The 14,438-nt window shown below is 57.6% G+C and carries 11 protein-coding genes; 10 read left to right on the forward strand and 1 reads right to left on the reverse strand.

The window, feature by feature from the left end:
• Window positions 1-2 precede the first annotated feature (2 nt).
• The 6 genes from JQR87_RS02510 (at window position 3) to JQR87_RS02535 (ending at window position 6,365) form a co-directional block, all read left to right on the forward strand.
• Window positions 3-1,736, forward strand: a complete 1,734-nt coding sequence (locus tag JQR87_RS02510; RefSeq protein ID WP_407292905.1) for a carbamoyltransferase family protein — start codon at window positions 3-5, stop codon at window positions 1,734-1,736.
• Window positions 1,737-1,822: 86 nt separating this feature from the next.
• Entirely contained in the window at window positions 1,823-2,800 is a 978-nt protein-coding gene (locus JQR87_RS02515; RefSeq protein ID WP_407292903.1) for a glycosyltransferase family 9 protein, read from the forward strand.
• Window positions 2,797-3,702 (forward strand): glycosyltransferase family 2 protein, encoded by a 906-nt coding sequence (locus JQR87_RS02520; RefSeq protein ID WP_407292901.1) that lies wholly within the window; start codon window positions 2,797-2,799, stop codon window positions 3,700-3,702. Before JQR87_RS02515 ends, JQR87_RS02520 begins: the two co-directional genes overlap by 4 nt.
• Complete coding sequence (locus JQR87_RS02525) at window positions 3,702-4,847, forward strand: glycosyltransferase (RefSeq protein WP_407292899.1); 1,146 nt, start codon at window positions 3,702-3,704, stop codon at window positions 4,845-4,847. The genes JQR87_RS02520 and JQR87_RS02525 overlap by 1 nt, the downstream gene beginning before the upstream one ends.
• Window positions 4,840-5,730 (forward strand): glycosyltransferase, encoded by an 891-nt coding sequence (locus tag JQR87_RS02530; RefSeq protein ID WP_407292897.1) that lies wholly within the window; start codon window positions 4,840-4,842, stop codon window positions 5,728-5,730. The genes JQR87_RS02525 and JQR87_RS02530 overlap by 8 nt, the downstream gene beginning before the upstream one ends.
• Window positions 5,727-6,365 carry a CatB-related O-acetyltransferase gene (locus tag JQR87_RS02535; protein ID WP_407292895.1) on the forward strand — a complete coding sequence of 213 codons (639 nt, stop codon included), beginning with the start codon at window positions 5,727-5,729 and terminating at the stop codon, window positions 6,363-6,365. Before JQR87_RS02530 ends, JQR87_RS02535 begins: the two co-directional genes overlap by 4 nt.
• 236 nt (window positions 6,366-6,601) lie before the next feature.
• Here JQR87_RS02535 and JQR87_RS02540 read toward each other — a convergent pair whose 3' ends face one another.
• Complete coding sequence (locus tag JQR87_RS02540; RefSeq protein WP_407292893.1) at window positions 6,602-8,119, reverse strand: O-antigen ligase family protein; 1,518 nt, start codon at window positions 8,117-8,119, stop codon at window positions 6,602-6,604.
• Between the two features lie 434 nt (window positions 8,120-8,553).
• Between JQR87_RS02540 and msbA the strand changes: the two genes are divergently transcribed.
• The 4 genes from msbA (at window position 8,554) to hldE (ending at window position 14,416) form a co-directional block, all read left to right on the forward strand.
• Window positions 8,554-10,368, forward strand: a complete 1,815-nt coding sequence (gene msbA / locus JQR87_RS02545) for a lipid A export permease/ATP-binding protein MsbA (protein WP_407292891.1) — start codon at window positions 8,554-8,556, stop codon at window positions 10,366-10,368.
• Entirely contained in the window at window positions 10,365-11,261 is an 897-nt protein-coding gene (locus JQR87_RS02550) for a GNAT family N-acetyltransferase (protein WP_407292889.1), read from the forward strand. Before msbA ends, JQR87_RS02550 begins: the two co-directional genes overlap by 4 nt.
• Before the next feature lie 107 nt (window positions 11,262-11,368).
• A complete protein-coding gene (locus JQR87_RS02555) occupies window positions 11,369-12,793 on the forward strand; it encodes a PIG-L deacetylase family protein (protein ID WP_407292887.1) in 1,425 nt (474 codons plus the stop codon).
• Window positions 12,794-12,994: 201 nt separating this feature from the next.
• A complete protein-coding gene (hldE, locus tag JQR87_RS02560) occupies window positions 12,995-14,416 on the forward strand; it encodes a bifunctional D-glycero-beta-D-manno-heptose-7-phosphate kinase/D-glycero-beta-D-manno-heptose 1-phosphate adenylyltransferase HldE (RefSeq protein WP_407292885.1) in 1,422 nt (473 codons plus the stop codon).
• Window positions 14,417-14,438: the final 22 nt, after the last annotated feature.

Consider the following 14,438-nt stretch of genomic DNA (forward strand, 5'->3'; position numbering starts at 1 on the left):
CCGTGGCATTGACGATTCTTGGCCTTTCCGGCGCGCTCAGTCATGACCCTTCCGCTGCGTTGTATATTGATGGCAAGCTGATCGCAGCCGTCGAAGAAGAGCGCTTCGTGCGTGATAAGCATGCCAAGAACCGCATGCCGTACGAGTCGGCCAAGTTCTGCCTTGAGCAGGCTGGTATCAAACCGTCCGACGTTGATGTCGTCGCTATTCCGTTTGCGCCGATCAGCATTTTCGAGAAGGCTCGCTGGCATTACGCCAAGCGGTACTGGTACGCGCCGGATCGCGCACTGGATGCCATCCTCTTTGGCAATCGTCGCTATAACCGTTACAAAAAGCGCATCCAGTGGTGCCTGCAGCAGCTGGGCTTCGATCTAAAAAAAGTAAAGATCGAGCCGGTTGAGCATCATCTCGCCCACGCATCCAGTGCATATCACTGCTCGGGTTTTCAAGAGAAGACCGCGATCCTTGGTATTGATGGTAAAGGCGAGTACGCCACCACCTTCTTCGGTTATGGCGAGAACGGCAAGATCCACAAGATCAAAGAGTTCTACGATCCCGATTCGCTGGGTGGGCTCTACGGTGCGATTACCGAGTTTCTCGGCTTCGAGATGCTCGATGGTGAGTTCAAGGTGATGGGTATGGCGCCGTATGGCGATGCTGCCAAGTACGATTTTTCACGCCTGGCCAAATTCGAGAACGGTGAACTGGTCATCAACACCGAGTACGCCAATGTCATTGGTTTCCGCCGGTACAAAGAGAAGGGCAAGGGTTATTACTTTTCGCCCAAGCTGATCGAGTGGCTGGGACCGAAACGAGAGGGCGATATCGCTGACGATCCGTACATTCATTACGCCGCCAGCATGCAGGCCCTCTTCGAGAAGCTTGCGCTAGACATGATGGATTATTACCTGGGCGACATCATCAAGCAGACCGGCAAGATCGCCTTTGCCGGCGGTTGCGCATTGAACGTCAAACTCAACCAGAAAATCATCGCCCGCGATGAGGTGAAAGAGCTTTTCGTCCAGCCTGCGTCCGGCGATGCCGGCACGGCCGTTGGCGCGGCTGCCTATGTTTCGCATCAGCGCGGCGTCCCGGTCGAGAAAATGGAGCACGTCTATCTGGGGCCGTCCTACTCGAACGAGGACGTGATTGCTGCCTGTGCTCGGCACCCGAACAAGCCTGCCTGGCAGCAGATCGACGATGTGCCTCAGCGCATCGCTCAAATTATGGTCGAAGGCAATCCCGTCGCCTGGTTCCAGGGCCGCATGGAATTCGGCCCGCGCGCGCTTGGCGGCCGTTCAATCATTGGCTGTCCGAGCATTCCCGGTGTGGCCGATCGGATCAATGAGCAGATCAAATTTCGCGAGCGTTGGAGACCCTTCTGCCCGTCCATGCTCGATACGGTTGCTGAGCAAATGCTCAAGGTTGACCACCCGAGCCCGTTCATGACGTTCACCTTCGAGGTCAACGAGGGCTGGAAGGAGCGTGTGGGTGAAGTGGTGCACGAGGACGGCACATCGCGTGCTCAAGTGCTGGAGCGTCGCTTCAACCCGCGTTGGTACGACCTGATGCTGGAACTGGAGAAACTCACCGGCAATGGCGTGTCGCTGAACACCTCGCTTAACCGCCGTGGCGAACCGATGATTTGTTCGCCAACCGACGCGTTGAACATGTTCTATGGATCAGATCTTCAATATCTGATCATGGAGGATGTGCTGGTGGTGAAGGACAGGTGATGGGGGACATTCAAGCGTATCAACGATCGCTAATGGTCGGCGAACGAACCGGCGCAGAGCGCTGCAGCATCGCTGTGGTACCTTCCATGGGGCTCGGCGACGGTTGCGTTTATCTGGTATTGGCCGCTAACCTCGCCCGCGCCGGGTATGCGGTCACGGTTTATTCGAATCCTCTGGCGCCGCTCGCACCCTGGCTTCCCGGGTTCAACATCCTTCCGCTACCGGCGCCTGCGCAAACCTTCGCCGTACTGGACTGCTTCGATCTGGTCATTTCTGATTTCGGCAGCATGGTCACCCGCCACGATGCCTCTGCTCGTGAGTTAGCAGACCGCTACATGTTTGTCGGTACGTGCAAGATCAACCCTCAGCTTGTGACAAATCCGGCCGCCGCTGCGCTTGCCCGACTCTCGCAAGATAAACACTTGCTGCTTTCGCCGCTGGTCGCAGGGGCTGGCTCGCTGCGATGCATCGACGATGACCGAATGAGCATGGTCGATCAGGCCGTGCGCTTTTGTGCGGAAAGGCTCGGCCTCGGCAGCGCGTCCAAGGATGTCGGCCTCGTACCGCCGGGCCCGCTTAGGTTCCGCCAGTTTTCAAAGCGCGTAATGATTCATCCCCTTTCACACAATTCCAAGAAAAACTGGCCGCGAGATAAATTTCTTCGCCTTGCTAAGCGACTTGAAGCGAGGGGGTGGGAACCACAATTCGTCCTGTCGCCCAAGGAACGCGTTGTGCATGGGCCGCATTTCACGTCTGGCTTCGACGCACCATTATTCGCCGACACTTCTGCCCTTGCGGAACATCTTTTCGAGTCGGGCTATGTAATTGGCAACGATTCCGGCGTCGGGCATCTCGCTTCGTTGTTAGGTGTGCCAGTACTGACCCTTTACCGTAAACGCCGTGATGGATTCTGTTGGAGACCAGATTGGGCTCAGGGGGCGGTGGTGAGGCCTTTGATGACGCTGGGTATCATTCGAGATGCATGGCCTCTGTTTATGAGCGTGTCCCGAGTGGAGCGTGCCTTCTTCAACTTACAAAACGCAGTCGAGCAGGTGCGTAAATGAGCGCCCGTCCCGGTATCACCGTCATTATCCCAGCCTACAACTATGCCGCCTCTCTTGGCAGGGCTGTCGCATCGGTAGTGCCTCAGCTACTTCCCGCAGACGAACTGCTGGTGATTGATGACGGGTCAACTGACGATACACCGAGGGTCGTCGAAGCCTTGCATCAGCAATATCCGGGTGCCTTCCGCTCGATCCGCAAGAGCAACGGTGGACTCGCTTCGGTTCGCAATCTCGGTATTGAGAGCGCGCACAACGATTGGCTGATTTTTCTCGATGCAGATGATGAACAGGCCGAGGGCGCGCTTATGCTGATCCGTGATCATTTGGTCAGCCAGCCGGACACTCGCATGGTCATCGGCGGGCACCGTTCGATAGATGAAAGCGGACGCACGAGAGAACATGGGGCGCGGGACTTGCCTGATACTGCCCGAGGGCGCGTGCAGGCTTATCTGCTCGACAAGACCATTAGCATATCGAATGGAGCATGTGTCATGCATCGCTCTGTTTTCACCCCAGGTAACTACCCCGAGCAGTTTCGGAACGCCGAGGACATCCCTGTGTTCGCTCAGGTTCTGGCCGCTTTTTCAGTCACGACGCTGCCACAACCGCTGGCAGTAATTCATAAGCACAGCGATAGCCTTCGCCACGACCTGGGCTACAGCATCCGAGGCGGCGTCGAGTTGGTCGACGAGGTGTTTCGAAGGTTGCCCAGCGCAATGCAGGATCTAAAGAAATCCTTCTACATGCAGCGCTGCCTGTCGTTGTTCAGAGGCGCTTATCTGTCCGGCGACCGCGACGCAGCCATGCGTTTCTACCGGTTAGCCATGGCGAGCGACTGGCGGACGCTGTTGAAACTCTCCTACACCAGAAAGGCACTGCGGATTTGGCTGGGAAAAAGCTGATGGGTCGGCGACTGAAAGTGCTGCAACTGCAGACGCGCTATAACGCCGCGGATACCAACTCTGACCTCGGAGTGCAAATACTAAACGGGCTGCCAGCTAGTGATTTCGACGTGGTCAATGGCTATCTGGAGGGGTGTCCTGCTGATGGCACGCCGGATGTTCCGTGGCGCGAACAATACTTCAACTTTTCGTCCAAGCAGATGAGTGGCATGCGCTTGGGCGTACGCAGAAGGCTGATCGACTATTGCCGGGAGGAGCAGTTCGATGTCGTATTGCTGCATAGGTTCAAGGCCGTCAGTCTGTTCATGCACATCAATCGGACGCTGAAAGTGCCCTTGTGTATCGGCGTTTCTCATGGCTTCGGTGAATACGACCGCTTCTACCGGCGATGGCAGGCCCGGCGTTTGATCGACGGACATTGGCGTTTCGTCGGCGTATCGCCTGCAGTGCGGGAGTACCTGCTCGCGTTGCGGTGCGGATTCACCAGCGCCAACACCGTAGCCATCACCAATGCGATCGATATCGCTCTGGCCGAATCCCACCAGCTAGATCGCGAGTCGGCGCGCGACGCACTGGGGCTACCAACGGGGAGTACCATCATCGGCGCGATCGGCCGGCTGGTGCCGGTCAAGGGACACATCCATCTGATACGCGCTTTTTCGCGCGTAGCCGGCGATTACCCCGGCGCAAACCTGGCCATTATTGGGGGCGGCCGGGAGGAGGATGCGCTAAGCGCCGAAATCCAAACGCTCGGCCTCGCTGACCGTGTTGTGTTGTGCGGAACGGTTCCTGACGCCATGCGCTATGTTCGTGCCTTCGATTTTTTCGTCATGCCTTCACTGCAGGAGGGGCTTGGTTTGGCTTTGCTGGAGGGCATGTGCGGGCACCTTCCCGTAATGGGGTCCGATATACCGGCGATGCGGCCGCTTCTTGCGGGGGCGGGAGGGATATCCTTTCCGCCCGGCGACGAGGCGGCAATCGCCCGGGCTCTAAACACCTATTTGGCCATGGGGAGCGAGACGCGTTTCGCCCTAGGGGAGAGGGCGTATACCTACCTGCGACGGGAACATGACATTGACAACTATCGGCGTAAGTATCGCCAATTGATCTGCGGCACTTGGAAGGAGGAGCCGGTCAGTGACTGACACCCAGGACCCGTTGCCGCTCGTTTCGGTAGTCATAGCATCCTACAACCATGCTCGCTTCATTGAGGAGAGCATTAGAAGCGTTTATGCGCAGACCTATCCCAACATAGAGCTGTTAGTGGTGGATGACGGCTCCACGGATGATAGCGTCGAGGTTATTTCCCGGCTTCAGCAGGAGCTGGGTTTCGATTTCCGCGTTCAGGCGAACAAAGGGCTGTGTACCACGCTTAACGATGCCATCGCACGGTCCAGTGGTGCTTACATCGCACCGCTGGGTTCGGACGATGCCATGTTGCCGCACCGGTTGTCGGTGCAGATACCGTTTATGGAGGCACGGCCCGAGACCGGAATATGCGCTGGTGGCATCATCGTGATCGATGGGCAGGGCACTCCGCTTCCCGAGGGAAAGCAGCGCCATCGGCCCGCCAGGCGTCTAGATTTCGAGGATTTGTTTCTTGACCGTAAGCCAGGTCCGCCTGCTCCGACACTTCTGTTCCGCCGGGAGGCGATAGAGCGCGTGGGTGGCTATGATCCCAGCATCCGTATCGAAGACTACTTCATCGAATTGCGTATCGCCCACCTAGGCTATTTCGTCGATATCATGGCGGAGCCACTTGCGCTGTATCGCGTGCACGGCACGAATACCTACAAGAACCGCCGTCTTATGATCGAGACGGAGCTGGCCATATATAAGCATTTCGAGGATCACCCAGGCTACGAGCGTACGCGACTGCGCTATCTCAACGCCATGTTTGCCAAGGTAGCGATGGAAGACAGGCATCTGGCGCGTGAGGTGCTGGCGCAAATTCCCTGGCGCAAGCGCAACCTCAAGACGTTGAAAGGCGCCTGGCGCTTGCTGTCGAGTAGGAATGTAAAGCCATGAACTGGCTTCAACGTTTCCTGGATAAGCGTGCCGCACGGAACATACGCAAGCTACCACGCCTGTTGCGGGGTCAAGCCAAATTCCTCGCCCGTTATCCTCAGTATCGGTATGGGATAGGCTCGTATGGCCTACCTATGGTGCACGATTGGGATGAGGGCACCACGCTTGAGATTGGCCGTTATTGTTCGATCGCTGACGGAGTCAATATCTATCTAGGCGGCGGGCATCGTCCAGACTGGGTAACGACCTATCCGTTCCCTGCATTTGTCCAAGAAGCCAGGCATATCCAGGGTTATGCCACCAGCCGAGGCGATGTTCGAATTGGCTCCGATGTCTGGCTATGCTCCAACGCAACCATTCTTTCGGGGGTAACAGTTGGCCACGGTGCGGTCGTTGCGGCTGCGGCGGTCGTCACGCGAGATGTGCCGCCCTATGCCGTCGTGGCTGGAAATCCGGCGCGAGTAGTTCGCTGGCGTTTCGATGAAGCGACGCGCTCGGCCCTGCTGGATATCAGCTGGTGGGATTGGCCCCAGGAAAAGATCATAGCGGCGATTCCGTTGCTCTGCTGCGACGATATCAGCGCCTTCATTGAGTCAGTTCGGCAGAGGCGGCTCGATAAGCTGCCGCCAGCCTAGCGCTGGGTCGTGTTGCATTGAGACTATCGCTGGACTTACAGATGAACAGCGCTGCTCAGTACAGTTACTAACAAGGCTACCCATAGCGCTTTAAGCGTCCAGTGGATTGGCTATCACGTGTCAACGGTGACAGAAATTCGCTGTACGGCAGGGCGGTTCCTGCTGCATGGCGCCACGCAGCTGTGCGAGGTGAAGCAGCGCCCCTGCGCAGCTGATCGTCAACACGAGCCTAATGCTCAAAGACTGCTCAACAAAGTGTCGGCTGCCTTGCCCGAGGCGCCTAGGGCGTAACCTTCGGCAAGAGCGCTGCGCTGCTCTTCGAACAGCCAATATCGATCCTGCTTGTAACGCTGCATGTGCTTAAGGTTGCGCTGCCGCATCTGCGAGGTGAGTGGCCTATTGAACAGACGCATGTCCGCAATATCGATTAGGGCCAGCTTACCGTCTGGCAAGACCAGGACATTACCCAGATGAAGGGAGCGGAAATAAACACCGCGCTCATGCAACTCGCCGATGAACTGACCTGTCTGTCTGACGATGCGTGCGCGAGCACCGCCGTCGGGTGCGCGTTCCAGGGCCTGCCTAAGCGTAATGCCCGGCAGCGGCTGATAATGCACTCCTGTGGAACCGTCATCGAATCGGAAACATTCGAGTACTTCCGGCGTTTCTACTTGCCGTTGAGACAGCGCCAGGCTGTTGTACGCGAAGCGTCGGCTGTACGGGCTCAGGCTTGCTGACGAAAGCCATTGCTTGCGCCGGAAAAGTTTCAAGAAGCTGCCGTCACGCAGTTTCACGACCTTGGGGCCTAGCCCGTCCTGCTCGATGATCGTCCCGCCGTCCATCAATGCGTTGAGCTCGGCCTTGCCAAGCGGCGTGAGTTGAATTCTCGCTTCGCTGGCCCGTTTGACCGCGCTGAGGGCGGCCATCGTTGCTAAGGGTATCCAGAGCAGGAACCAATGCTCCTTGGGGCGCGAGAGAATGCTTCCGCCCTCGGTCAGTGCGGCAAAAATGCCATACATCATCCAAGCTGAAGCGAGCACGAACCGCCAGTCATGACGGTTGCACCAGCCGATCCACAATGCCAGAGCCTGCATCAGGACCCAGGGCAAGAAGCCCACAATCCCAACATTGTGCAGAACACTCAAGGCGAAATTATGGGGTTCGCTGAACGTCATGCCGATGCCCTCGATGGGTATGGCAATTGGCGTGTTGTAGCCATGCCCAACCCAGGGATGTTGCTGAATCAACCCCAACGCCTGCTGCCAGATCTCCGGTCTGTAGGAGAGTCCTCGGCTCAAGAGTAGCTCGGGCGTGTATGTGAACAGGATCGCCGAGCCCAAAATGGCCATAGCGATCAAGGTCAGTGTTTGGCGGTTCGGTCGTAGCAGGCAAAGCCAGAGGGACGTGAAAGTCAGTGCCAGCAGCGGCGTGCGTGAGCCGCTTGCAAGTACGGCAACTAGCATCACGGCTGTTGCCGCGCCATTGAACAAGAAGCTGGAGGCGCGCGAACTCCTCATCGCTGTGGACACCAGCCAGAACACTGTGAAGAACCCGAACAGATGCGAACTGAGCAACGGATTACTCAGCGCACCGGTGCCGATCAGGCGGAACCCTGTGCTTAGCAGGGGCGCGCCTTCTACAAGCGCATACAGAGTGCAAAGGCAAAAAATGACCGCTGCAACATGAACTGCTGTGAAGAATCGCGATAGATTGTGGCGTTGCAGCAGCGTAAATGCCACAAATAGCAAGATCACGTACAAGGGCCATTTGGCGAGGCTCGTCCAGCTTTCGCTCGCATCAGTCCAGACTATACTGAGCCAAACCCACACGATGAAAGCAGCAAACGCAATGAAAATTGGGTCGCGAACCAGTGGCCTGAGCATGGACGGACGCGCTAAGGCCATGATTAGCGCGGGCAGGCAAACCAATCCGTAATAGACCTTGTGATATATCGAGCGGTCAGGCAAGAGCGGAAGCCCCGCCAGAAGCATAACCACGCCCAGGGGCAACAGATAGCGTGCAATAAGATCGTAGGCGCGCTCGGACGCCGTTGTAGGTTGGGCTTGGATCGGCATTAGCTGGATATCGGAGTAAACACGCGATTGTAGGCGATACCCGTTGCGACTGTAAGCTTGGTTTGGCTTCGCGGGTCCTGTGATAGCATGCATTTTTTGTCACGCTTCCTCTTATGACCGACGACGTCCCAGCCTCCAGTTCCAGCTTGAAAATCTATTTTCGTCTTCTGGGTTACGTCAGGCCGTATATCGGCATGTTCATACTCAGCATCGTCGGTTTTCTGATTTTCGCCTCGACACAGCCAATGCTAGCGGGGATGCTGAAATACTTTGTCGATGGGCTCAGCAACCCGGACGCCGTTATGTTTCCTGGCTGGCCTGTGTTTAGTGAGCTTCGGCTGCTGCAGGCGGTCCCGTTGCTCATCATTGCGATTGCGATATGGCAGGGGGTAGGTTCCTACCTCGGTAACTATTTTCTTGCGCGCGTATCCTTGGGGCTGGTGCACGACCTGCGCATCGCGCTGTTCAATCACCTGTTGGTGTTGCCGAACCGCTACTTTGACACTCACAATTCCGGCCACCTTATCTCGCGGATCACCTTCAACGTGACCATGGTCACGGGGGCCGCGACCGACGCGATCAAGGTCGTCATTCGTGAAGGCATGACAGTCGTGTTCCTCTTCGGGTCGCTCCTGTACATGAACTGGAAACTGACATTGGTGATGCTGGCTATCCTGCCGATCATCGCTCTGATGGTAACCAGTGCCAGCCGAAAATTTCGCAAGCAAAGTAAGAAAATCCAAACCGCAATGGGCGATGTTACGCACGTGACGTCTGAGGTTATCCAGGGGTATCGGGTTGTCAGGAGCTTCGGTGGCGAGCCGTACGAAAGGCAACGGTTCCTGGAAGCCAGCAACAGCAATACCGACAAGCAGCTCGCGATGGTCAAGACGGGCGCCGTCTATACCCCCATGTTGCAGCTCCTTACCTACTCGGCAATGGCCGTGCTGATGTTTCTTGTGCTACTGCTGCGAGGTGATGCCTCTGCCGGTGATCTGGTGGCCTACATCACTATGGCAGGCCTACTGCCCAAGCCCATTCGCCAGTTATCAGAGGTGAGTTCGACGATCCAGAAGGGTGTGGCTGGCGCGGAAAGCATATTCCAGCAATTGGACGAAGAGGCCGAGTTGGATTCCGGAAAAGAAGAGCGTGAGCGCGTAGAAGGCCGATTAGAGGTCAGTGGCCTTTGCTTCTCGTACCCGCAAGCAGAGCGGGCAGTGCTGAGGAACGTGTCATTCAGCGCTAAGCCCGGCCAGATGATTGCGCTTGTAGGGCGCTCTGGTAGTGGGAAATCCACACTGGCCAATCTTATTCCGCGATTCTATAAGCACACCGAAGGCCAGATTCGGCTGGATGATTTGGAAATTCAACACTATCGCCTGTCGAATCTACGCCGGCATATGGCCCTCGTGACGCAGAATGTTACGCTGTTTAATGATACGATTATTGCAAATATCGCTTATGGCGATCTCGCTGATGCCCCCCGAGAGCAAGTTATCGCAGCGGCGAAAGCCGCCTACGCTGACGAGTTCATAGAACGCCTGCCTCTCCAATACGACACCCTTGTAGGTGAAAACGGGGTGCTGCTGTCCGGGGGGCAGCGCCAGCGTCTGGCGATCGCTCGCGCCTTGCTGAAAAACGCCCCGTTGCTCATCCTTGATGAAGCCACTTCAGCGCTGGATACCGAGTCCGAGCGCCATATCCAGGCTGCTCTGGATAAGGTGATGCAGGGGCGTACGACGCTGGTTATCGCGCATCGCCTGTCGACAATTGAAAAAGCCGATCAGATTCTGGTTATGGATTCGGGCGAGATAGTCGAGCGTGGCACCCATTCCGAGCTGTTGGCTCTGGGTGGCTTCTACTCCCGCCTGCATGCTACGCAATTCAGTGACGAGCCGGGTGACGAGAGCAGCGGCATCTCATCGTGAAAGGACTGACTAGGCTCTGGCGAGAGCGCGGCTGGGTGTCTATCTCCGCTACGGAGTACGCAACGCTCTGGCATACACACGGTGGCAGCGTTATCACTCACCCCGATATCGTCGAACGTCTGGCCGGCCTAGCTGGTATTCCAGTGCGCTACCTTGGCTGGTACAGCCAGGATATGCTGGTCGCAGCGGTGCCCTGCTGGGGGCGTTATCTAGCACTGTCCAAGGAAGGCCTAAAGAAGCATCGGCAGAAGGGGCTGTTCGACCTTGGCAATGCGGAGGTGATCCTGCCGGCGGCGCCAGGTGCAGGCGCCATACTAAGGCAGCGAGCACGCTATTTAGGTGAGCCCAACATCAGAGGGTTTCGCGGGTTGGGTTTGCAATCCGAGGCGCTGATGCTGGCACGGGAGCCCGAGGCGCTGTCGAAGAAATTTCGATATAACCAACGGCGAGAGTTGCGGTTGCTTGAGGAGTCTGGTGGCGAACTGCGACCGATACAGGACCACTCGCCCGAAGAGCTTGCGCACATCTACGCCGACTTGTTTCAACGCCGTTGGCAATTCTCCGTTCCGGCCGCTGCTCACTTACCACGCGTCCTTGAGCTGATGCACCCCTACATGACCGGCCACGTAGCTTACCTGGAGCAGGTACCGGTAGCGATTCAGGTGCTCTATAGGGTTGAGTCGCCTGAATGGGTCAGTGTCGAATACATCAACGGCGGGGTGGACCCTGCCAGTCGTGATTTCAGTCCGGGGAGCGTGTTGAGCTACGTCAACGTCCTGCAGGCCTGGGCGGAAGCCCGGGCGCTCGGCAAAACCCTGCGCTATTCGTTCGGGCGTGCGGACCGCGAATATAAGGAGCGGTGGTGCCATAAGCACGCCGTGTACCAAGTTTGAGACGACTCCGTCAACCGCGATCGTGACCCTCAGCGCGCCAACCTGACCACCTTTATTTGCCAACAATCTGCGCTTCCCAAGCGCAAGGAACAATCGACAAGGCCGACATGGAACCCCGCAAGCAAGTTCTTTTGAAACGTCATCGCCGTAACAAGCGCATTGGCCTGACATTGGTCGTTCTAATATTGGCCAGCTTCGTCGATCAACGTCTGGTAGACCTCGGTCCTCCTTGGATCGCTCTAGTCCTCGCTCTCGTGTTCTGGGTCGTTCACGAAGCCTGGTTTGCTGATCATCTGTTCTATTCCCCGCGCGATTCCTATCGCCACGACTTTCCGGACAATGCTTGGCAGGGTGTGGCTGCGTTGGGAGCGGACAACTGTTTGAGCGTCTCTGGCGAGCTGCCAGCCGACGCGGACACTCTCGTTCTGGAGTGTACGGTCAAAGCCACGTTCTTGGGATTTCTCTTCGATCCCAGGGTGTTGATCGAGACACCTGAGGGTTGTGATCGTCAGGATTTCGAGCGCCGCGTCTCCGGCCGTCGATACGTGAACTTGTCGGGTCTGTGCAAGCCTCTTCTCGCTGATCGACTACGTGTTCGTAGCCGTTTCTGCCGTGTGGTTCCCACTCGACTTTTCGCCTTTAGTCACCCCGATTACGCTCAAAAGCGCACAATGATCATTGCACCCCATGCAGATGACGCCGAGTTGGCTGCCTTTGGTCTTTATCATCGATGCACCAATGCCACTATCGTGACCCTGACCCAGGGTGAAATCGAAGCGCGTCACTATGAACGGCTTGGCTTGGACAAAGAGCAAGCGGCGCGTCTCAAAGGGCGCCTCCGAACGTGGAACAGCTTGGCGGTCCCTTTGTGGGGCGGTGTCCCAATGACGCAATGCATTCAGTTGGGATACTTCTGTATGCGGCTTCCGGCCATGCATGAGCAACCAGATGTTCCCTTTGGATCGAAAGAATCCGGTGAGCTCGACATCCGTAGAGCACGCGCCTTCAACGCGCTACGTCTGCCCGGCGATGCAGATGCCAAGCCCACCTGGAACAATTTGCTGGCAGATCTCTCTGCGCTGATCGAGCACCACAGGCCGGAGGTCGTCGTGCTCCCTCATCTTCAGCTCGATCCGCACCCCGACCATATTCATGCCTCATTGGCGCTCAACGCGGCTATTGAAAAGAGCCAGTGGAAGCCAGAGACCAAGCTGCTGTACGCCAATCACCTGCATGACAACGATCGCTGGCCGATGGGGCCTGCTGATTGCGGTATCGCTTTGCCGCCTGCTATAGAGCCGCTTCCGTCACTTGCGGTCTGGAGTCCGGTATTGGATGCGGACATGCGGCTGGACAAGGCCATGGCCCTGACTATGCAGCATGACTTGCAGGTCCCGCTGCCGCTCAAGAAGCGTGTTCGCCGCGTTATTCAAGCATTACTTCTGGGCCGGCGCTGGCCGATCACCGGAGGGGATGAGTTCTTCCGCAAAGCTGTACGCCGACACGAGCTGTTTTGGGTCGAGCGCGTCTAACGCTCGTTGGCGCGCAGTCCAAAGCTGCATCCTGATCACTATGCTCTGTAGCGTCTGGCTAGGCCTTGCGCGCGCTCGTTCTGCACATCTGTGCCGTTTCGCAGCGCCGGGTGTGCTGGCAAACTCCCGGCCTCGGTTGACGCTTCTTGCGGTATGCCGGGCTGCTATCATGCGCGCTTTTCGAACGTGCGGAGTCAGCTGATGAAACTGTCCATGCCCCGATTCGACCAAGCCTCCGTTCTGGTGGTTGGCGATGTCATGCTTGATCGTTATTGGCATGGCGGTACTAACCGGATCTCGCCCGAAGCGCCAGTGCCGGTGGTTAAGGTCGATCATGTGGAGGATCGGCCAGGTGGGGCTGCGAATGTTGCACTGAATATCGCCGCCCTCGGTGCGAGCGCGGCGCTGGTTGGGGTTACCGGCGTCGATGAGGCGCGTAAGAGTCTGGCTGACAGCCTGGCCGCAGCAGGCGTCGGGGCGCATTTCCAGTCGATTGATCATCAGCCGACGATCATCAAGCTGCGGGTCATGAGTCGTCATCAGCAACTATTGCGGATGGATTTCGAAGAACCCTTCGATACAGACCCTGCTGCACTGCTGACTCAGGTCGAGGCGCTGCTGGATGGCGTCAAGGTGCTGATCCTCTCCGACTACGGCAAAGGTGCATTGCGCAATCACCAAGCCCTGATTCAGGCCGCCCGTAAGCGTGGCATCCCGGTGCTGGCCGATCCCAAAGGCAAGGATTTTGAGATCTACCGCGGCGCTTCGGTGATAACGCCGAACCTTGGAGAGTTCGAGGCTATCGTCGGTCATTGTGCAGACGAGGCGGAGCTGGTCGCCAAGGGTGCCAGACTCATGGAGGAGCTGGAACTAGGCGCGTTGCTGGTTACTCGGGGCGAGCACGGCATGACGCTATTGCGTCCTGAGCATTCTCCCCTGCATCTGCCGGCGCGCGCGCGCGAGGTCTTCGATGTCACCGGTGCTGGCGATACGGTTATCTCGACATTGGCCGCAGCGATTGCAGCCGGAGAAGCGCTGCCCCAGGCAGTGGCGCTGGCCAACCTGGCAGCCGGCATTGTGGTTGGCAAGCTGGGCACGGCCTGCATCAGCGCGCCGGAGCTGCGCCGTGCGGTGCAGAGAGAGGAGGGGTCCGAGCGCGGCGTGATGACGCTCGAGCAGTTGCTGACCGCCATCGAGGATGCACGCGCTGAGGGTGAAAAAATCGTCTTTACCAACGGTTGCTTCGACATTCTTCATGCCGGCCACGTGACCTATCTAGAGCAGGCCCGCGCTCAAGGAGATCGCTTGATCGTCGCGGTGAATGATGACGGATCGGTCAGTCGCCTGAAGGGGCCGGGTCGGCCCATCAATTCGGTGGATAGGCGCATGGCGGTGCTCGCCGGGCTCGGTGCGGTTGATTGGGTCGTATGCTTCGCGGAGGACACGCCGGAGTCTCTGCTCGCTGAGGTCAAACCGGACGTACTCGTCAAGGGTGGGGATTACGGGGTTGATCAGGTGGTGGGTGCGGACCTGGTCACTGCCTACGGCGGCGAGGTCAGAGTCTTGGGACTCGTTGAGAACAGCTCTACCACGGCCATTGTCGAAAAAATCCGCAATCGCTGATTCACAGCCGCGCTCACCCGAT

Origin of the sequence: Stutzerimonas stutzeri (assembly GCF_051028275.1) — a bacterium.
GTDB classification, from domain to species: Bacteria; Pseudomonadota; Gammaproteobacteria; order Pseudomonadales; family Pseudomonadaceae; genus Stutzerimonas; species Stutzerimonas stutzeri_AS.